This window comes from Marinomonas epiphytica (assembly GCF_054780655.1).
In genome coordinates this window covers 120958-139943 of the sequence record NZ_BAAGVX010000038.1, presented here as the reverse complement: position 1 = coordinate 139943, position 18986 = coordinate 120958, and the positions used below count along the sequence as shown (strand labels likewise).

General features: G+C 44.2%; 15 protein-coding genes. 5 read left to right on the top strand and 10 right to left on the bottom strand.

Annotated features, from left to right (window positions below):
* Window positions 1-32: 32 nt before the first annotated feature.
* From ACYVGZ_RS13050 to ACYVGZ_RS13040, 3 genes are all read right to left on the bottom strand, one after another.
* Window positions 33-659: a DsbA family protein gene (locus ACYVGZ_RS13050; protein WP_460756355.1), complete on the bottom strand. Its 627-nt coding sequence runs from the start codon at window positions 657-659 to the stop codon at window positions 33-35.
* Window positions 660-809: 150 nt separating this feature from the next.
* Window positions 810-2015 (bottom strand): amino acid aminotransferase, encoded by a 1206-nt coding sequence (locus ACYVGZ_RS13045; protein WP_460756352.1) that lies wholly within the window; start codon window positions 2013-2015, stop codon window positions 810-812.
* A gap of 271 nt (window positions 2016-2286) precedes the next feature.
* Window positions 2287-2481, bottom strand: coding sequence for a PA3496 family putative envelope integrity protein (locus ACYVGZ_RS13040; RefSeq protein ID WP_460756349.1), 195 nt, complete (start codon window positions 2479-2481; stop codon window positions 2287-2289).
* Between the two features lie 189 nt (window positions 2482-2670).
* Here ACYVGZ_RS13040 and uvrD point away from each other — a divergent pair, with 189 nt between their 5' ends.
* The 4 genes from uvrD to ACYVGZ_RS13020 all read left to right on the top strand — a co-directional run bounded on the left by uvrD (window position 2671) and on the right by ACYVGZ_RS13020 (window position 9045).
* Complete coding sequence (gene uvrD / locus ACYVGZ_RS13035; RefSeq protein ID WP_460756346.1) at window positions 2671-4884, top strand: DNA helicase II; 2214 nt, start codon at window positions 2671-2673, stop codon at window positions 4882-4884.
* A 431-nt stretch (window positions 4885-5315) separates the two neighbouring features.
* Complete coding sequence (locus ACYVGZ_RS13030; RefSeq protein WP_460756343.1) at window positions 5316-6365, top strand: Gfo/Idh/MocA family oxidoreductase; 1050 nt, start codon at window positions 5316-5318, stop codon at window positions 6363-6365.
* A gap of 232 nt (window positions 6366-6597) precedes the next feature.
* On the top strand, window positions 6598-7710 hold the full coding sequence (locus ACYVGZ_RS13025) for a TRAP transporter substrate-binding protein (RefSeq protein WP_460756341.1): 1113 nt from the start codon (window positions 6598-6600) through the stop codon (window positions 7708-7710).
* Between the two features lie 225 nt (window positions 7711-7935).
* Window positions 7936-9045 (top strand): TRAP transporter substrate-binding protein, encoded by a 1110-nt coding sequence (locus ACYVGZ_RS13020; RefSeq protein ID WP_460756338.1) that lies wholly within the window; start codon window positions 7936-7938, stop codon window positions 9043-9045.
* 70 nt (window positions 9046-9115) lie between these two features.
* On the opposite strand, the gene ACYVGZ_RS13015 is transcribed toward ACYVGZ_RS13020, so the two are convergent.
* From ACYVGZ_RS13015 to ACYVGZ_RS12985, 7 genes are all read right to left on the bottom strand, one after another.
* Window positions 9116-9799: a 1-pyrroline-5-carboxylate dehydrogenase gene (locus ACYVGZ_RS13015; RefSeq protein WP_460756335.1), complete on the bottom strand. Its 684-nt coding sequence runs from the start codon at window positions 9797-9799 to the stop codon at window positions 9116-9118.
* A 30-nt stretch (window positions 9800-9829) separates the two neighbouring features.
* Window positions 9830-12952, bottom strand: coding sequence for a bifunctional proline dehydrogenase/L-glutamate gamma-semialdehyde dehydrogenase PutA (putA, locus tag ACYVGZ_RS13010; RefSeq protein WP_460756333.1), 3123 nt, complete (start codon window positions 12950-12952; stop codon window positions 9830-9832).
* Between the two features lie 262 nt (window positions 12953-13214).
* Window positions 13215-13985 carry a helix-turn-helix domain-containing protein gene (locus tag ACYVGZ_RS13005; RefSeq protein WP_460756330.1) on the bottom strand — a complete coding sequence of 257 codons (771 nt, stop codon included), beginning with the start codon at window positions 13983-13985 and terminating at the stop codon, window positions 13215-13217.
* Window positions 13986-14150: 165 nt separating this feature from the next.
* The gene (locus ACYVGZ_RS13000; RefSeq protein WP_460756327.1) at window positions 14151-15113 is read right to left on the bottom strand and encodes an NADPH:quinone reductase; all 963 of its coding nucleotides are present in this window, start codon (window positions 15111-15113) and stop codon (window positions 14151-14153) included.
* 94 nt (window positions 15114-15207) lie between these two features.
* Window positions 15208-16596, bottom strand: a complete 1389-nt coding sequence (locus tag ACYVGZ_RS12995; protein WP_460756325.1) for a TRAP transporter large permease — start codon at window positions 16594-16596, stop codon at window positions 15208-15210.
* A 2-nt stretch (window positions 16597-16598) separates the two neighbouring features.
* Window positions 16599-17117: a TRAP transporter small permease subunit gene (locus ACYVGZ_RS12990; RefSeq protein WP_460756322.1), complete on the bottom strand. Its 519-nt coding sequence runs from the start codon at window positions 17115-17117 to the stop codon at window positions 16599-16601.
* Between the two features lie 318 nt (window positions 17118-17435).
* Window positions 17436-17897 (bottom strand): Lrp/AsnC family transcriptional regulator, encoded by a 462-nt coding sequence (locus tag ACYVGZ_RS12985; RefSeq protein WP_460756320.1) that lies wholly within the window; start codon window positions 17895-17897, stop codon window positions 17436-17438.
* Between the two features lie 128 nt (window positions 17898-18025).
* Here ACYVGZ_RS12985 and ACYVGZ_RS12980 point away from each other — a divergent pair, with 128 nt between their 5' ends.
* Window positions 18026-18943 carry a DMT family transporter gene (locus ACYVGZ_RS12980; protein ID WP_460756318.1) on the top strand — a complete coding sequence of 306 codons (918 nt, stop codon included), beginning with the start codon at window positions 18026-18028 and terminating at the stop codon, window positions 18941-18943.
* Window positions 18944-18986 lie beyond the last annotated feature (43 nt).

Here is an 18986-nt window from a genome sequence, read left to right as displayed (position 1 = left end):
TGGTTAATTAGAATAACACCAAGATGATTCGGTTAACTTAGAGCAGCTTTGATGCTCTCTAGCATGGTTTCATGGTTATGATACTCCAGTGGGATATCAACCAGTCGATCGCCAATCAAAAGGGCCAGTGACGGAAACGAATTTAAGCCAAGTTGCCTCGCTTGGCTAATTTCTTGTTCGAGTAGTTTCTCTTCCCGAACATGTTGCATGGATTTTTCAAAGCCTTCTGCTTTTAAGCCAATTTGCACAGCACATTGTGTGAGTGTATCCATGTCGGAGGGGTTACGTGCTTGCAAGTAGTACGCTTCTTGAATAGCTTGGTACATTTCATCTTCTAAGCCAACATCGCGAGCCACATAGCAAGCGCGACAGGCTGGATATGTGGAGCGGCGAGGTTTTGCGGAACGCCAAAAGTCAAAATTAAACTCGGTGCCGAGTGTATTTTGGATGCGTTGCCAAGTTCCTTCTAACGCAGATTTCATTTGCTCTGGCATAGGTTGATCGGAATCTACCGCTAATCCACCTAGCATGGGCTGGATGGTAAGTTGTTTGTTATCGATCAATGGTTGGAGGGCTTTTTGTAGTTGGCTCCAAGTGGGTTTAAAGCCCCAGCACCAGCTGCACATAGGGTCGTAACAGTAAATCAGAGTTGCGGTCATATCAGATTCCAGTGTTCTTTTTGTTCAATGCTAAGAAATAATCTTGTCTGTTTAGACAGTAATATAAATAGTATTGGGACAAAGAAGTCAAAAAAAAAACCGCTTAGAAAGAAATGCTAAGCGGTTTTTAATCATCAAGCCTATAAAGGTTTAGCTTTCGCTGGCTTTTAATACGGCGGCAATGGCGTCACAAAGTGGCTCCATGTTTTCGTGGGTCATACCTGCAACATTAATGCGCCCCGACCCAACGATATACACGCCATGGTCTTTGCGCAATTGGGCAACTTGCTCTGGGTTTAGACCTGAGAAAGAGAACATGCCTTGCTGCTGAGAGATAAACGAAAAGTCTTGGCTAACCCCTTTAGCGCGAAGGGTGTTAACAAACAAGCTACGCATTTCATGAATACGAACTCGCATTTCTTTTAGCTCATTTTCCCACATTGCGCGTAGTTCTGCATTGTTGAGAATTTCTGCCACAACAGCAGAGCCATGAGAAGGCGGGTTTGAATAGTTTGTGCGAATAGCTCTTTTTACCTGAGTGAACACAGTTTCTGCTTGCTCTGCAGTTTCACAGACAAGAGTTAAGGCTCCAACCCGCTCATTGTATAGGCCAAAGTTTTTGGAAAACGAGTTAGCAATCAGCATTTCAGGTACTTGATCTAAGAAGGTGCGTAAACCTTGAGCATCTTCTTCAATACCAAGGCCAAATCCTTGGTAAGCAAAGTCAAACAGGGGTAAAAAGCCTTGTTTGCTTGAAAGTTTGGCAAGCTGTTGCCATTGCTCAGGGGTTGGATCAATGCCAGTAGGGTTGTGGCAGCAACCGTGGAACAATACTACATCGCCTTCTGGTATTTGAGAAAGGCTTGCGAGCAGAGATTCAAAGTCCAGTGTTTTATTTTTTGCGTCGTAATAAGCGTAACTGCCGACTTCTATGCCCACTGATTGGAAAATAGATTGATGATTTGCCCAAGTAGGGTTGCTCACCCAAACAGTCGCTTCAGGAAGGTGTTTCTTAATAAATTCTGCAGCTACACGAAGTGCGCCAGTACCGCCAGGTGTATGGGCAGTTTGCGCTAAGTTTTTAGCAATAATTTTGTGATCAGCGCCAAAAAGTAGCTTTTGAACGGCTGCGCGATAAGCGGGAGCCCCTTCAATACTTAAATAACTTTTCGTTTGTTCTTGGTTTAACAAACTTGCTTCCGCTTGTTTAACGGCTTTTAAAATTGGCGTAGTGCCTTGCTCGTCCTTGAATACACCAACCCCAAGATTAATTTTGTTAGGGTTAGGATCTTTCTTATAAGCGTCGTTCAGGCCAAGAATTGGGTCTGCTGGAGCAGCTTGGATATGTTCAAACATGGAGACTCCCCAAGAGGGTTTATTTTGCTTTTCTTATTATGTGATGAATTGATGTTAAAATCAGACAATATGGTACTCCATGCTAGACATGATCGCCATTAAAAATGAAACTTGTTGTTGATCTAGGTTGTGAAAACGGAAGAAAAAGGTGTAAAAGAGGCTTGTTAGGTAATGGGGGGGAATTACCTAATTCAGGGGCTAAATGTCTCCGCTACGCTCGCTTTGGTACAGCGTAGGTGGTTGAGCCTGTATGTTGAGGCAGGATTATTAGCTATTCATCCCAACCGTCAGAAATAGCTTGGTTTAAGCGTTTCTCTTCTAGGTGTTGTTCAATGGCACGACGTGCTCTTAGCATGCGGGCCGAGTCTTCTTTTTGATTTTTTTCGTTCTCTTCATTCTTTAAACTGATAGACGCGTGAAGAATGTCTGTTTTTACTTCTGTTAAAGTTTCAGACAGGTTTCTCATGATGGTTTCTCCTTTCTAGCGTATTCGTAGCAATAGAAATACACAGATGACTGTCATCGGCGCTCAAAAAGCGTCAAAATAGACAAACAACATAATCAACAAGTTAATAAAAAACATTTTGTGATCAAAAATCAACCTGATCATGCCGTTTTTTTGTTACAAACAGAATACAACCTATGGCGGAATTGAATGGACGTTTCTTTTATCCTCGATGGATTAAACGATAAGCAACGAGAGGCAGTGGCCGCACCATTGCAAAATAGTTTGGTGCTAGCAGGTGCGGGTTCAGGAAAAACCCGTGTATTGGTACATAGAATTGCTTGGCTAATGCATGCCTATGAATTATCACCTTATAGTCTCATGGCAGTTACTTTTACCAACAAAGCCGCTCGTGAAATGCAAGGGCGTATTGAACAGCTTGTTGGAGTGCCACCACAGGGCATGTGGGTAGGAACTTTCCACGGCTTAGCCCATAGGCTTTTAAGGGCTCATTGGCGCGATGCAGGTTTGAAAGAAAACTTTCAAATTATGGACAGTGATGATCAGCTACGTTTAGTGAAACGTATTATGCGAGAGCTCAGCATAGACGACACTCGTTGGCCGCCAAAACAAGTGTGTTGGTTTATTAATGCTCAAAAAGATGAGGGCCGCCGCGCAGCCCATGTGCCAGATAGCCACGATCCTTTTGCCAAAGGCATGCGTGAGCTTTATTACCATTACGAAGAAGCCTGTGAACGAGGTGGATTATTAGATTTTGGTGAATTGCTTCTTAGAGCTCATGAACTCATGCTCAGTACACCGTCGTTACTTAAACATTATCAAGATCGCTTTCAACACGTTCTGGTTGATGAGTTTCAAGACACCAACACGATTCAATACGCTTGGTTACGCCTTATGGTGGGAGATCAAGGCACTATTACCGCGGTAGGGGATGATGATCAATCTATTTATGGTTGGCGGGGCGCAAAAATTGAAAACATTCAAAGTTTTACCAAAGACTTTAAAAATGTTGAAACCATTCGCCTTGAGCAGAATTACCGCTCCACTGGCCATATTCTTAAAGCGGCTAACGGCCTAATTAAAAACAACGATGATCGTTTGGGTAAAGAGCTATGGACAGACAGCGGAGAAGGCGAGCCGATCTCAGTTTACGCAGGCTTTAATGAGCAAGATGAAGCGCGTTTTATTATCGGTATTATTAAAGAGTGGAGCGATAAAGGTACGGCGTTAAGAGATATGGCCATCTTATATCGTTCTAACGCTCAATCGCGAGTGATTGAGGAATGCTTAGTACGTGAACGTATTGCTTACCGAATTTACGGCGGTCATCGTTTTTATGATCGATTAGAGATCAAAAATGCCCTAGCTTATGCACGTTTGGCTTTAGACCCGAATGATGATGGCGCCATGGAGCGAGTGATTAATGTTCCACCCCGAGGAATTGGCGAGCGCAGTATTGGTACGTTGCGTGAACTAGCGAGAGATCAAGGCTGCTCTATGTGGCAAGCCGCTCAACAGGTAGTTGAGCAATCTCTTATGACGGCTCGCGCCAGCAATGCCATTAAAGCCTTTTTACAATTGATTGAAGGGCTTGCGATAAGTGTGAAAAACCCTGAGCTGAATTTGAATGAAATTTTTTCTCAAATTATTGAGGAAGCAGGTTTGATTCCTTTCCACGAAAAAGAAAAGGGTGAAAAAGGCGAAGCTCGTATTGAAAACTTAAAAGAGCTTGTTGGTGCTGCTGGTGGGTTTAGCTGGAACGATGAAGACGAAGAGTTCAGCTCTCCACTTATGGCCTTTTTAGACCAAGCGGTGTTAGATGCTGGTGAAGCTCAAGCAGATGAGCATCAGGATGCGGTGCAATTGATGACGCTCCACTCGGCAAAAGGCCTAGAATTTCCTCTGGTATTTTTAACCGGGGTAGAAGAGAACCTGTTCCCAAGCAAAATGTCATTTGAAGAGCCTGGTCGTTTAGCCGAAGAGCGACGTTTATGCTACGTCGGAATCACACGAGCAATGGAAAAACTCTATTTAACCTATGCGGAATCCCGTCGTTTATTTGGCAGTGAGTCTTTTAATAGTCCATCACGGTTTATTAAAGAGATTCCCCCTGAAACGTTAGAAGAAGTGCGTTTACGCTCGCAAGTAAGCCGCCCAGTGTCGTTCCAGCGCCATGATTTTGCTTCTGAGAAACAAAAGCTTAGAAGTAGCAGTGTGTTGAATGCTTATCAAGCTCCTGAGATTACGGTGAATATGGGAGATAGGGTAAGACACCCTGTGTTTGGAGAAGGACTGGTGATTAATCATGAGGGCCAAGGGGCTCAAGCTCGTGTGCAGGTTAATTTTGACGATGAAGGTACGAAGTGGCTGGTGCTGTCTTTTGCTAAGCTAGAGGTAATTTAGTAGCTTCCAAGGTGTGAAGTGTCTCCCTGGCTCCGAACGCAAGCGTTCAAAGTCGCTACGAGAGCGCTTTTACGTCTTTTCTCTGGTTGTTAAACGTTGTGCTTATTCGGGCTGTGGTTTCCTAAAATGTAAAGCGACTCTCTGGCTCCGAACGCAAGCGTTCAAAGTCGCTACGAGAGCGCTTTTACATCTTTTCTCTGGTAGTTAAACGTTGTGCTTATTTGGGCTGAGATACCCAAGATGTGAAGCAGGCGTTCAAAGTGGCTGCGGGTGCACTTTCGCATTTTTTTACGATTTCTACTGATGTGTTTACGTCTGTCTCCTGTGCGGTGGCATTTTGCTTGAGGGGTAGGAGCTTTGTGCCTGCCATATAAATTTTCTGCCGTTATCTGTTAGGCTGTTAGGGAATGAATAAAAATAAGGAGTATTCAATGACTATTCGAGTAGGGTTGGTTGGTTTTGGTCTGTCAGGACGTATTTTTCATGCGCCTTTTATTCTTCATGATCCTGATATGGAGTTGGTGTGTGTGTCGACCAGCCAAGCTGAAGAAGTGTCGAAAGTCGCATCACAGGCACGTGTGGTAGCGGATGTTGAAGAAGTGCTAACGGCTCAAGATGTTGATTTAGTAGTTATTACGTCTCCGAATGCTGTTCATTTCGAGCAAGCGAAACAAGCCCTTGAGCAGGGCAAACACGTTTTGCTAGAGAAGCCTTCGGTCACCAGTATTCAAGAGATTCAGCAGCTTTGTGCTTTGAGTAAAGAGCAAGAGCGTATTTTTTGTGTGTATCAAAATCGCCGTTTTGATGGAGATTTTCAGCGTTTACGAGCTTTAATAAAAAGCGGGGAGCTGGGGGAGTTAAAACAGTTAGATTCACGATTTGATCGTTTTCGCCCAATACCTCAGGTGCGTTGGCGGGAAGAGCCAGGGGTAGGTGCAGGTATCTTTTGGGATCTTGGCCCCCATTTGTTAGATCAAACTTTGTGCTTAATGGGGGAGCCTGATTGGATTCAAGCTTGCATTGATACATTAAGAGAGGGCGGCAAAACAGCGGATACTTTTGAGCTGGAGTTGGGCTACGGTAAAACTCGAGTTCGTTTAGGTCATAGCTCTTTTGAAGCCGGTAACATGCGTCGTTTCAATGCTCGTTTTTCTGGAGGGAGTTGGCAGTGTCATGGTCTTGATCCTCAAGAAGATGCCTTACGTAGCGGCCAAATGCCTTGGCACAGTGGATTTCCAGACCAAGCTGCTCAACAAAGTATAACTCGCTATATAGCTCCAACGGCAAGTGATATTTCGGTACAAGAAGAAGTGGCTGATGCTGGCCAATATACCGCTTTCTATCGTCAATTAGCATTAGCGATTCAGGGTAAAGCGGACTCTCCTGTGCCTCTAGAAGATGCCTGTCATCTTGTGTATGCCTTGCTGTTAGCAGAACAATCCTCTCATTCTTGCCAAAGGTTGGCATGGAATTACGCATAACAAGCCAGTATTCGCAATTAAATGTCGAAAATTGGAAAAAGTAGTTGAGCTAATCTTAATCGCTTCTTATTATCTTTGGCCCCTTATATTTTTGTTATAAGGGGCTGTCCTGCTCACTCATGAGAAAAATAATAAAATGTTGCGATGATCATAGGCGCGTTAAACCTCGCTTATCTTGTCCTATTGAAGGCAGAGACCTCAGATTTCAAATTACTTTTTTAAAGGAAACGTAATGCGCAACTTATTCTCATTAAGCAAGTTGGTTCTAGTTAGCTTGTTTGCCACAGTCTTAGTTGCCTGTGGTGGTTCAGAAGAAGAAAACACATCAGCACAAACGGCAGCAAAAGTTGAGACCATTAAATGGAAAATGGTCACCACTTGGCCAAAAAACTTCCCTGGAGTAGGTACTGGAGCAGAGTTTTTAGCGAAGAACATTAACGAAATGGCTGGTGGTCGTTTAGAGGTAAAAGTCTATGCGGCTGGTGAGTTGGTACCGGCTCTAGAGGTGTTTGATGCCGTATCACGCGGTACCGCTCAAATGGGTCATGGTGCTTCTTACTACTGGAAAGGTAAGGTTCCGGCGGCACAGTTTTTCACAACAGTACCTTTTGGTCTAACGGCGCAAGAGTTTAATGCTTGGATCTATTACGGTGGTGGCTTAGCGCTGTGGGAAGAAATATACGAACCATTTGGTTTAATCCCTATGCCAGCAGGTAATCCAGGAGCGCAAATGGGCGGCTGGTTCAATAAAGAGATCAACTCTTTAGAAGACTTTAAAGGCCTAAAAATGCGTATGCCTGGCATTGGTGGCGAAGTGCTTAAAAAGTTAGGAGCTTCGCCTATTAACCTACCAGGGAGTGAAATCTTTACTGCTCTACAATCTGGTACTATCGATGCGACTGAGTGGGTTGGGCCATACAATGACTTAGCTTTCGGCCTTTATAAGGCAGCCAAATACTACTATTACCCAGGTTGGCATGAGCCAGGCAGTGCTGTTGAAGCTATCTTCAATAAAGAGGCTTTTGAAGCATTACCTGCGGATTTACAAGCGATCGTAAGGGCGGCGGCTCAGCAAGCCAATCAGGATATGCTGAACGAGTATACTGCGCGTAATAACGCCGCACTCCAGACATTGGTGAATGAGCATAATGTGGACCTTCGTGCTTATCCTGAAGATTTACTGATCGCTCTTAAAAAAGCATCAGAGGAAACTTTGGCTGAAATCGCAGCGAATGATCCAGATAGCCAACGCGTTTATGACTCGTTTAAAGCTTTCTTAGACTCTGTAACTTCATGGCATGATGTGTCTGAGCGTGCTTATATCAATGCAAGAGCGCTTAAATAAGCTTTAAAACATTGAATACTTCAGCCTCTCCTAACTAGGAGGGGCTTTTTTATGTCAGAAAAAGTAATAAATTGATCTGTAATGGAAAATAGGGCTTGAGACTGACGCTAACACTTCATACTATCGTAATACTTAGTGCAAGAAATGTGTAATTTCAGTTTGCATGAAGAACTCGCGTAGCGAGCAATATAAAAATAAACATGATTCATGAGAGGTTTAAGCGAAATGAAAGCGGTAGGTTCATGGAGTAAGTTGGCACTGGCTAGCGTGGCAGCAGCCACTTTGGTGGCTTGTGGTGGTTCTGAAAAAGCAGAAGAGACTGCCAAAGTAGAGAAGAAAGCAGAGGTTATTGAGTGGAAAATGGTAACCACTTGGCCGAAAAACTTCCCAGGTTTGGGAACAGGGGCTGAGTTGCTTGCGAAAAATATTAATGAAATGACTGCTGGACGCATCAATGTCAAAGTATACGCTGCGGGTGAGTTAGTTCCGCCTCTTGAAGTATTTGATGCTGTGTCTCGAGGCACTGCACAAATGGGTCATGGTGCTGCGTATTATTGGAAAGGTAAAGCACCAGCTGCTCAGTTCTTCACCGCAGTTCCATTCGGCTTAACTGCACAAGAAATTAATTCTTGGATCCATCATGGTGGCGGTTTAGAGCTATGGGAAGAAATTTACGAGCCCTTTAATCTTATCCCTCTAGCCGCAGGTAACACTGGAGTACAAATGGGCGGTTGGTTCAATAAAGAGATTAACTCTTTAGAGGACTTCCAAGGCCTTAAAATGCGTATTCCAGGTTTAGGTGGTGAAGTCCTGAAAAAAGTAGGTGGTTCACCAGTTAACCTGCCTGGCGGTGAAATCTTCACAGCATTGCAGTCTGGCACCATTGATGCCACTGAGTGGGTGGGGCCATACAATGATCTAGCCTTTGGATTATACAAAGCGGCTCAATACTACTACTACCCTGGTTGGCATGAGCCAGGTTCAACAATGGAAGTGGTGTTGAACAAAGAAGCTTTTGAAGCTCTACCAAAAGATTTGCAAATGATTGTTAGGGCAGCGGCTCGTCAGAGTAATGCCGATATGCTAGATGAGTTTACAGCGTTAAATAATAATGCGTTACAGACTCTAGTGAACGAGCATAATGTTGATCTTAAACCTTTCCCTGCAGATCTTTTAGCTGCGTTAAAAGTAGCGTCTGACGAAGTATTAGAAGAAGTGGCAGCAGCGGATCCTATGAGCCAGAAAGTATATGATTCTTTCAAAGCTTTCCGAGCAAAAGTTAGTGATTGGCATGCGGTTTCTGAGCGTGCCTACATTAACGCTCGTGACCAGTAAGACTGATTGTTAGCTTATAAAAAAACCTTCCGTACCTTTCCAGGGTGCGGAAGGTTTTTTGTGTGAGCTATTATTCGTCCATGCTGCCTAGTTCTAGCAAGGTAGCGTTACCACCAATAGCGGTTGTATTGATTGATACAGTACGCTCAGTCACAAATCGAAGAATGTAATGTGGGCTGGCAATATAGTTCAAGCTATCAACATTAGTTTCTTCAACCAACTGGCATATTAGTCCGTTTTTTGCTGCTAGGCGCTGGTTTAAAGAAAGAGCTTCTTCTGGCTTGCAAATCACTGCGATACCGGCGAGATGCTCTGCTTCTATGATGGAATCTTGGGCCGATTCGGCAACGTTTTGGATAACGCCTTCAGGTAAACTAGGAGCAAGTAAGTCCATAATTCCTTGGCCTTTCGAACCTACCGTTATCACTGGGTTCCCTGCGATAAGCGCAGCGATGATTTGTCCTATTAACCCTGTTTTAGCTTGTGAATGCTGAGCAAAGCTGACACACAAAAACGCACCACGACCTTGTGAGGAAAGCTCATTTCGCTCACCTGTAGGTCCTGGCATAATTTGGGTTTCACCAATTTCTTTTAGAGCATTACTAATTTGCCACTGGGCCATTTTTTGCTCTTGCTCTGACAGCTTGCTAAGCACAGGTTGTAAAAGCTGTGCACGGCCATTTACGCCAAGTTTATCCCAGGATTCGAATACCTTTTGGGCCATTTCAATTTGAACAGATTGTACGATTGTCATTGTCTTGTCTCCTAAATTTTGCAGATAGAATTAAATGATTTTTTCTACTGCAAAACGTTGTAGATAGTGTGGCCCACCGGCCTTAGGACCGGTACCAGATAACCCCTGTCCGCCAAACGGCTGAACGCCGACCACGGCGCCCACTTGGTCACGGTTTATATAAAGGTTACCGACACGTGCTCGGCTAGCAATACGAGCGCAGGTGGTTTCATTACGGCTATGAACACCCATTGTTAAGCCAAAGCCTGAGTTGTTAATAGTATCTATGATCTTATCTAGGTCGCGCGCTTTGTAACGTACAAGGTGCATGATAGGACCGAATTTTTCTTCGCTAAGAATTGAAATGCTTGGAATCTCAAAGGCCGTTGGTGGTACAAAAGTGCCTTCTTCAGCCCATTCTGGCAGTTCTGATTGAGCAATGAGCTTGCCCTCTACCTTCATTCTTTCAATGTGTTCTAGCAACATTGTTTGAGCTTTTTTATCAATTACTGGGCCCACGTCAGTACTGTGTAGGTAAGGTAGCCCAACGCTTTGCTCTGCCATAGCGCCTTTGATCATTGGGATCACTCGGTCGGCAATGTCTTCTTGGACAAACATCACACGTAGAGCAGAACAACGTTGCCCTGCTGAGGCAAAAGCGGAACGTACTGCATCGCGCACAACTTGCTCTGGTAATGACGTTGAGTCGATCAGCATAGCGTTTTGACCACCTGTTTCAGCAATCACTGGTACAGGAGCAACCCCGCGGCTTGCCAACGTACGGTTAATTAATTGGGCGGTGCCAGTTGACCCTGTGAAGGCCAGGCCTGCAATACGCTTATCACTGGTTAATGGCGCACCGACTTGAGCACCGTCGCCTGGTAACAGGTGTAGAACATCTTTTGGAATACCTGCCTGGTGTAGCAATTCAATAGCACGATAAGCTATCAAGCTGGTTTGCTCTGCAGGCTTAGCAATGACGCTATTACCCACTACCAAAGCAGCGACTACTTGGCCTGTAAAGATGGCTAATGGGAAGTTCCAAGGGCTTATACAAGCAAATACTCCGCGGCCAACAAGTTGGGCTTGGCGATCTTCGCCCAAGAAGTTTTTAAAAGCTTTTGGCTGAGCGAAATCACTACGCGCTTGCTGGGCGTAGTAACGGCAGAAGTCCACGGCTTCACGTACTTCATCAATACTGTCCTGAATGGTTTTACCAGCTTCACGATGACAAAGCGCCATGAGTTCGGCATAGTTTTCTTCCATTAAATCTGCCATGCGGTCTAAACAAGCAGCGCGCTCAGCTGTTGGTGTTGCTGACCAAGCTGGGAAGGCTGCTTGTGCTAGATCAATTGCTTGGCTAACGGTCGAAGCGTCAGCCCAGTCTAATTGACCGGCTGTTTCGCTGTGTTTGTAAGCACTGACGATGTTGTGAGTATTACCGGTAGTAATACGTTCACCACCAACAATTGGGAAGCCTCGCCACTGGGTATCTTGCCCCATAAAACGATCAATCTCGGCTTTAAAGGGCTGCCATTCAGATTCAATTTCAATATTAGGGCCAAAAGAGTTGTCACGATCATCAAACATGTCTTTTGCAAGCTTAATGTGCGGGTTCGCCAAGCTTTTTCGGCTTTCCAGCGTAGTCACTGGGTGGTGAACAAGCTCTGCAACTGGGCAACGAGCGTCAATCAAACGGTGTACAAAAGAGCTGTTAGCGCCGTTTTCTAGTAGGCGTCTTACCAAGTAAGGAAGTAGGTCTTTATGGCTACCGACAGGTGCATAAATGCGCACGCAAATATTACTGTCTTTGATTAAGCTGTTGTAAAGAGCGTCGCCCATACCGTGTAAACGTTGGAATTCATATTCTTCTGTGGTTGCGCCTAATTCTTCAGCAATGCAAGCGATGGTTGCAATGGTGTGAGCGTTATGGCTTGCAAACTGAGGGAAGATATTCGCACGAGTGTGCTCGCTGAGTAGGAAATTTGCACACGCAAGGTAAGAAACATCTGTAGATTCTTTGCGGGTGTATACAGGGTAGCCATTGATGCCTCGTTGCTGACACAGTTTAATTTCTGAGTCCCAGTAAGCGCCTTTAACTAGGCGCACAGGAATACGGTCGCCTTGCTCTTTCCCTAAAGCTGCCAGCCAAGCAAGTACAGGTAAAGCACGTTTTGAGTAGGCTTGAACAACAAGACCAAACAGCCCCCAACCTCGTACCGCATCATCACGGTATAGTTTTTCAAACAGGTGCAAAGAAAGTTCTAAGCGATCGGCTTCTTCTGCATCAATAGTGATACCAACATCTAAAGCCCGTGCCTTGCTGATTAAACCTTTCACACTGTTAAACAGCTCAGTCATAACACGCTCCTCACAGCCCACTTCGTAACGAGGGTGTAAGGCAGATAACTTGATTGAAATGGTCGGGCGGTAGCCCTTGCTGTAGGTATCTTTACCTACTGACTCAACCGCTTTTTCGTAAGAACGAAGGTATTTAGCGGCATCGTTTGATGTTAGTGCCGCTTCCCCTAGCATATCGAAAGAGTAGGTGTAGCCTTTGTCACGGTAACCCTTACCACGTGATAACGCTTCTTTAATATCACGACCTAGGACAAACTGATGTCCCATGATTTTCATTGCCTGGTTCATTGCCTTACGAATTACCGGCTCTGAAACTCGGTTAACCAAGCGATTTACCAAGTTGGCTGGGGTGCCATCTTGCTTTTCGTCCATGGTGACAATTTTCCCTGTGAGCAATAGCCCCCAGGTAGAGGCATTGACAAAAAAGGAGTCGGAGTTTTTTGCATGGGAAGCCCAGTCTGCTACGCTCAAACGGTCTTTAATAAAAGCATCAGCGGTTTCTTTGTCAGGTACTCGCATTAACGCTTCGGCAAGACACATCAAGAGAATGCCTTCTTTGGTATCCAAGCTGTACTCTAGTAAGAGAGCATCAATCATAGACATGCTGTCGTCGTCTTTACGCACTTGCTCTATCAAGCGCGTAGCGGCATCAGTACAGTTAGTAAGAGACTGTTCTGATGGCTTAGCCAAAGGTAGCAATTCTTTTAACCACTGTTCTTCATCTGCTTTATAAAGCGGAGAAATGAGCTGCCATAACTCGTTAAGTGGTCGCTGAATGAAGTTAGGCTGTAAGACCTCAATCGCATTAAACATGGTGGAACTCTCCTATCACCAAGCCAATTGGCTTTTATTAGACCGTATATTGTTATAGAGCAGGTTTGCTGATTTTGGCGATGTATTGAACAAATACGCCTAAAAGAGCTTACTTGATTTATAAGCACACTTTAGTGATAGGGGGATATGCTGTCTTTCGAAAAAATCGGTTTTTTTTATAAGAAAGTCTGATTTTTTACGGAATGTTTACGGGCTAATATTGTATTTGGTTAACGTACCGTGTGTATAAAGCGAAAGGAGGCTACTTTGAATGGAGCTTTTGAAACTTTAAGGGCGTAATGCCTAAGCTTTGGCTAAATAGATTGGTCATGGCACTTTGACTAGAGAAACCACACATCTGGGCGACTTGTATTGGTGCTAGGCCTTGAATTAATAAATGCTGGGCACGCTCAAGGCGCTTTTTAATTAGGTATTGGTGGGGCGTTACGCCAGTGCGTTCTTTAAACCTTTCATGAAATTGACTGACGCTTAAAAAACAAAAATTAGCTAATTGCTCAATATGAACACGGCGGGACAAATTAAGCTCAATAAATTGGTCAAGTTTGTCTATGTCGAGCTGGTTACCTCGGGTACGTATTTCTTTGGTGTTTACTTGATGCCGAATAGCGCTGAGTAGGGTATTCCCACAGGCTCGGGCTAACATACTGTCTTCTGGATATTGCTCTAGCTCACCAGATAACGCTGAAGCGAGGATCTGAAGGCGGCTGTTGAGCTGGAAGAAAGCCGCTTGGTCAAATAAACGTGAGACAATTTCGTACTCTTGGTCTGTAATGCTTTGCTGAGGAGGGACGGGTAAATTGACCACCATAATGCGGTTTTCTCCCAGCCCCGCAAAGGCGTGCCCGTCTGAAGAAGGTACAATGCATCCTTCACCAGTATGGAGTTGTTTGCTTTTCCCTTGGATATCAAAGTCGGTATTACCATCTAGCACAACAACCAGTTGGTGGTAGTCATGTTCATGGGTATCTGCTTCATCAGGTAAGCTAAAAACATCAGAGTCAGGCGTGGTCAAATTCGAGTCTTCTTTTGTAACGGTTTGTATAAAGTATAGTCAGCTATGGCTAACTTGAATAGATTCAATCCGACTTTCCCTAACCTCTAAAACAACGCCTGTTATATCCTTAAAAAGGCCAGTAGACTCGCTTACTAAGCGCTAAGTGAGCCTACTTCATAGTTATTAAGGACTAACCTTAATGACCAAATTGCCAAGTGCGCCTGATTTTAAGACGTCTTCGTGAGCCTGAGCCAAGTCGGCCAATTCGTACGCACGGCGTACAACGGGCTTTAATACGCCTTTTTCGAACTGAGGAAGCAAGGACTTTGCAATTAAGGCCAGTTCCGCTGGTTTAACGTTCGCTAGAGCCACACCCACCACACTGGCATCCCGTGCCATTAAGTCGCGCGGGTTAATCTCAACGGTGCCTCGGTTACCAATAACAGCAACGCATCCACCAAAGGCAAGGGCTTTAAGGTCTTGGTCTAGGTTATGGTTAGCAAGCATTTCGATAATTACGTCAAAACCTGTTTCCAGTGTCTGGAAAGGCTCAAGGTGACCACTTTCATTATGCATGATAACGGAGCTCACACCTTGCTCTTTAAGAAGCTTAGCGCCTGCTTCAGTACCAGAACTGGCAACCACTTCCATGCCAGCTGCTAGAGCAAGTTGCACCGCAGCTATGCCTACGGCACCAGTAGCACCGTGAATTAATACTTTATCGCCAGCTTTGGCATTAGCACGGCCAAATAAAGCTCGGTGAGCCGTTGTGTAAGGTACCCCTAAGCAGGCACCTTCTTCAAAGGACAAGGCATCTGCAAGGGCAAAAGTATGTGTGGTGTTACAAACAGCAAACTCGGCACTCGAACCCGTTAGGTTGCGGCTGAAGTAAACTCTTTGTCCTACTGTAAATTGAGTTACTTGGCTACCTACTTCAACGATTGTACCTGCGCCATCATTACCTGGCGTGTGTGGGAAGTTCGCTTTGTAGTTGTTAACACCTGAACGAATGTATGTGTCTACAGGGTTAACACCAGCCGCGCCTACGGCCACTAAGATTTGATCTGCATCGATACTAGGCTTTGCCACATCAACAAGGGCTAAATCGCTGGCTGGGCCATAATCTTGAATTTGCATTGCTTTCATAGTCGGACTTCCTTCTTATAGTTAGGTGTCACAGATGTTAACAATGGAAGAGCGCAGTACACATAGTTTGGGGCACTCCTCCATACTTTAATGGTTAATCAGCATAAACCTGTTCAGGCAGCCAAGTGGCAAGTTCGGGCCAAATGGCAAGCATTATAAGTACCAACACTTGTATTAGTATAAAGGGCAATACGCCTTTATAAATAGACTGGGTTTTCACTTCCGGAGGTGCAACACCTCTTAAATAGAACAGTGCAAAACCAAATGGCGGTGTTAAGAACGAAGTTTGTAAATTAATGGCCATCATAATACCTAGCCAAATTGGGTCTAACCCCATTGCTAATAAGACAGGAGCAACAATCGGTACAACAACGAAGGTAATTTCAATGAAATCGAGAATGAAGCCTAAGAAAAACATCAGCAACATAACCACTATCATGGCCCCAACGACACCACCAGGTAGCTGAGAGAAGAATTCGTGAATCAGTTCTTCACCACCGAAACCTCGGAAAACAAGCGAGAATAGGGATGCGCCAATTAGGATCATAAAGACCATACTGGTGACTTTAGTGGTGGAGTAAACAGACTCTTTTAAGGTGCTTAGATTTAATTTTCCGCTTAAGAAAGCCAGCACGGCTGCGCCCAAAGCACCGACACCTGCTGCTTCGGTAGGGGTGGCAATGCCTGATAAAATAGAGCCGAGAACAGAAAAAATCAGCACTAAAGGAGGTAATAAACCTTTAATTAACTGAATCGCTAATGATTCATCAGAGTTATTTCTAAGTTCTTCTCTTGGTACCGCAGGGGCTTTATGGGGTTGTAGCCAAGCAACTAGGATCACATACAAAATATATAAACCAACTAGCATCAAGCCAGGTATTAAAGCGCCAACAAATAGGTCGCCCACAGAAACCGTTTTAGGTGAGAATATGCCCATTTCCAATTGTGCTTTTTGGAAAGCATTAGAAATGACATCACCCAGTAACACTAAGGCAATAGATGGCGGAATGATTTGCCCCAGTGTTCCTGTTGCACAGATAGTACCGGTTGCTAAAGCTGGGTCGTAACCACGACGCAACATAGTGGGCAGGGAAATCATCCCCATGGTGACCACGGTTGCCCCAACAATACCTGTACTGGCTGCCATCAGCATGCCCACTAGAATGACCGAGATACCAAGACCCCCACGCAGTGAGCCAAATAGCATGGCCATGGAGTCTAATAGCTTTTCAGCCAGTTTGGATTTTTCTAGCAGAACCCCCATTAATACAAATAAAGGAACGGCAATAAGAGTTTCATTACGGACAATACCGAATAAACGATTGGGTAAGGCTTCTAAGAAAACACCATCAAAAGTACCAAATACGGCGCCACCGGCAGCAAATATGAGCGCTGTGCCACCTAATGAGAAGGCAACGGGATAGCCAAATAGCAAGCAGATACAAACAGCTGCAAATAACCAAATAGGAAGTAATTCAACCATGCTTAATTTTGTCCTTTGCTAGGTGCCGCTGTAATAACGCCAATGTTTTTCAAAATATCAGCAACCCCTTGGATAATCAGGCTTACCATCATGACTGGGATTAACGTTTTTAATAGGTAAATAAAAGGTAGCCCGCCTGGCTCTTGAGACGTTTCCATGACTCGCCAAGACGCTGCGACATAATCGATACTTAAATAAGCGGTATAAAAAATAAAAGGCAGTAGTAAGAAAAGGCCACCAATAATATTTACCCAAGCTTTTTTAGTAGGTGAAAACTCTCGATAGAATACATCGACTCTAACGTGTTCATCGTCTTTGAAGGTATAAGCTGCACCCAGCATAAAAACTAAAGCGTGTAGGTAAAGCACAGATTCTTGCAGTGCAATAGAGCCATAGTTAAAGCCATACCGTAATAGCACAATAAGGCAAGTTAGTAACATCATCATTAGGGTTAGCCAAGCCACACATCGCCCCATGTAATGGGAGACAGCACCAGCAGAACAAACCAGTTTGTTTAACATTGAAATACTCACAGAATATAAACCGTTATGAAGTGTTTTTGTTGTTCAAAGAACAAGCAAAAAAACTGGACGGTTAGTCTATTGGATCTCAAGCAAGATGGGAATATTTGAAGCTGAAACTTGGCTAAAATCGTGCGTTTTTCTACTTAAATACGTGAAAAACAGCCTTCTTACGTGATTGATTCACTGTATTAAACGCTAGATTTTGATAGTTGCCCAAAAGTTTGCCTCGCTCTTGCCTTGATAAAAGGCTTAGCGCAGCCATATGGTTACTTGCAATGGCTGAAACCCAGCTCCAAAGAGAAGTGCGCTTCATGGTTAAATCAGTAACCGACGTTTTACCGGAGTAGACTTGACGATGGCGGTGTTGGTATCTGCAAGCTCGGAAACTCTGTCTAAAATCGGATCGAGTTCGCTGATGTCTTTCAAGTATAAACGGGCGATGTAACAGTCTTCTCCCGTCACTTTATCGCACTCAACGATTTCTGGAATGGCACTAATTTGTTTTTCTAATTCGTGTATTTTTCCTGGTAGCTGGCGCATACGTACAATGGCCATTAAGCCATAGCCTAAGGCGTCAGGGTTGATTTCTATTTTGTACCCAGCGATAACGCCGTTTTCTTCTAATCGCTTTAGGCGCTCATTGACGCTTGGGGCTGTCATGCCAACCACTCGAGCCAGTTCACTGACAGGTGTTCTGGCATTGTCGTATAAGAGTCGGATGAGTTGAGTGTCTATGCCATCTAAAGTGATATTATTATTTCTAAAGTTATTTCGCATTTTTGCCTCTATTTCTTATAGGAACTATCTTTATTTGCCTTTGTATTTGTCTGCTAAATTAAGATTATTCAATTTATTCTATTCACCATAGAGCATTTTGTTCTTTTAATGCAAAGAATAGGAGAGAAATGATGAATCGTTCTATTAGCAGTATTGGCACCATTGAATTGGTGTTGGCCATGATGATGTCCGGCACAATTGGATATTTTGTTATCAGCTCTGAGCAGCCATTGTATAACGTTGTGTTTTTTCGATGTGTGATTGGTGCCCTAGTGTTAGGGGGCTATGCATACTTTTCTGGGGTAGTTCGTCGTGAGTTTTTTCGGTTTGGAGTACTGTCATTGATCATCTTAGGTGGCATGACTTTAGTTCTGAATTGGATTTTGTTGTTTGCTTCGTTCCAGTTTATCGCGTTTTCCATCGCAACGGTGGCCTACAACATGCAACCTTTATTTTTGGTGCTGGTGAGTGCGTTTATTAGTAGAGAAGCTCCTTCTCGTTCTATGTTGTTTTGGTTAGCAGTGGCGTTTGTTGGCTTGTTTTGCATCGTTGAGTTGGATGTGAATGAGATAGTTGGACTCTTGTCTGGTGATGCCAGCTCGTCTGCTTTTATTGGTTTGTTGCTCGCGTTAGGGGCTGCGCTGTTTTATACAGCAGCCACTTTACTGGCGAAAAGAGTGAGCCAAGTACCATCTACTTTTGTGGCCCTAGTGCAGATGATCATTGGTATCTTTATGCTGATGCCGCTGGTGGACTTGTCGAACTTGCCTACGTCAGCTCGCCAATGGACGGATATCTTAGTGTTAGGGGTTATCCTGACTGGGTTTATGTACATCATCATGTACGATAGCTTTCAAAAGTTGCCAACTCAGTTGATTGCCATTCTGTCATTTATTTACCCTGTAACTGCTTTGATTGTTGATTACATGGCGTTTTCAACTCAAATTAGCCTCTGGCAAGGGGTAGGGGTATTACTCATTTTGTTAGCCGTTTGCGCAGTAAAATTCGATTGGAAACTGTCGTCATTTTTCCCAATTAAAATTTAAACTAAGGGCATTTATCTGATGCTAATAATTAAAGAATGAGTAC

Bases quoted from the DNA above. Each gene is read 5' to 3' on its own strand.
- uvrD (WP_460756346.1), top strand. From the start codon at position 2,671: ATGGACGTTTCTTTTATCCTCGATGGATTAAACGATAAGCAACGAGAG.
- ACYVGZ_RS12980 (WP_460756318.1), top strand. From the start codon at position 18,026: ATGATGAATCGTTCTATTAGCAGTATTGGCACCATTGAATTGGTGTTG.
- ACYVGZ_RS12990 (WP_460756322.1), bottom strand. From the start codon at position 17,117: ATGTTAAACAAACTGGTTTGTTCTGCTGGTGCTGTCTCCCATTACATG.
- ACYVGZ_RS13025 (WP_460756341.1), top strand. From the start codon at position 6,598: ATGCGCAACTTATTCTCATTAAGCAAGTTGGTTCTAGTTAGCTTGTTT.
- ACYVGZ_RS13015 (WP_460756335.1), bottom strand. From the start codon at position 9,799: ATGACAATCGTACAATCTGTTCAAATTGAAATGGCCCAAAAGGTATTC.
- ACYVGZ_RS13040 (WP_460756349.1), bottom strand. From the start codon at position 2,481: ATGAGAAACCTGTCTGAAACTTTAACAGAAGTAAAAACAGACATTCTT.
- ACYVGZ_RS13050 (WP_460756355.1), bottom strand. From the start codon at position 659: ATGACCGCAACTCTGATTTACTGTTACGACCCTATGTGCAGCTGGTGC.
- ACYVGZ_RS12985 (WP_460756320.1), bottom strand. From the start codon at position 17,897: ATGCGAAATAACTTTAGAAATAATAATATCACTTTAGATGGCATAGAC.
- ACYVGZ_RS13045 (WP_460756352.1), bottom strand. From the start codon at position 2,015: ATGTTTGAACATATCCAAGCTGCTCCAGCAGACCCAATTCTTGGCCTG.
- ACYVGZ_RS13020 (WP_460756338.1), top strand. From the start codon at position 7,936: ATGAAAGCGGTAGGTTCATGGAGTAAGTTGGCACTGGCTAGCGTGGCA.
- ACYVGZ_RS12995 (WP_460756325.1), bottom strand. From the start codon at position 16,596: ATGGTTGAATTACTTCCTATTTGGTTATTTGCAGCTGTTTGTATCTGC.
- putA (WP_460756333.1), bottom strand. From the start codon at position 12,952: ATGTTTAATGCGATTGAGGTCTTACAGCCTAACTTCATTCAGCGACCA.
- ACYVGZ_RS13030 (WP_460756343.1), top strand. From the start codon at position 5,316: ATGACTATTCGAGTAGGGTTGGTTGGTTTTGGTCTGTCAGGACGTATT.
- ACYVGZ_RS13000 (WP_460756327.1), bottom strand. From the start codon at position 15,113: ATGAAAGCAATGCAAATTCAAGATTATGGCCCAGCCAGCGATTTAGCC.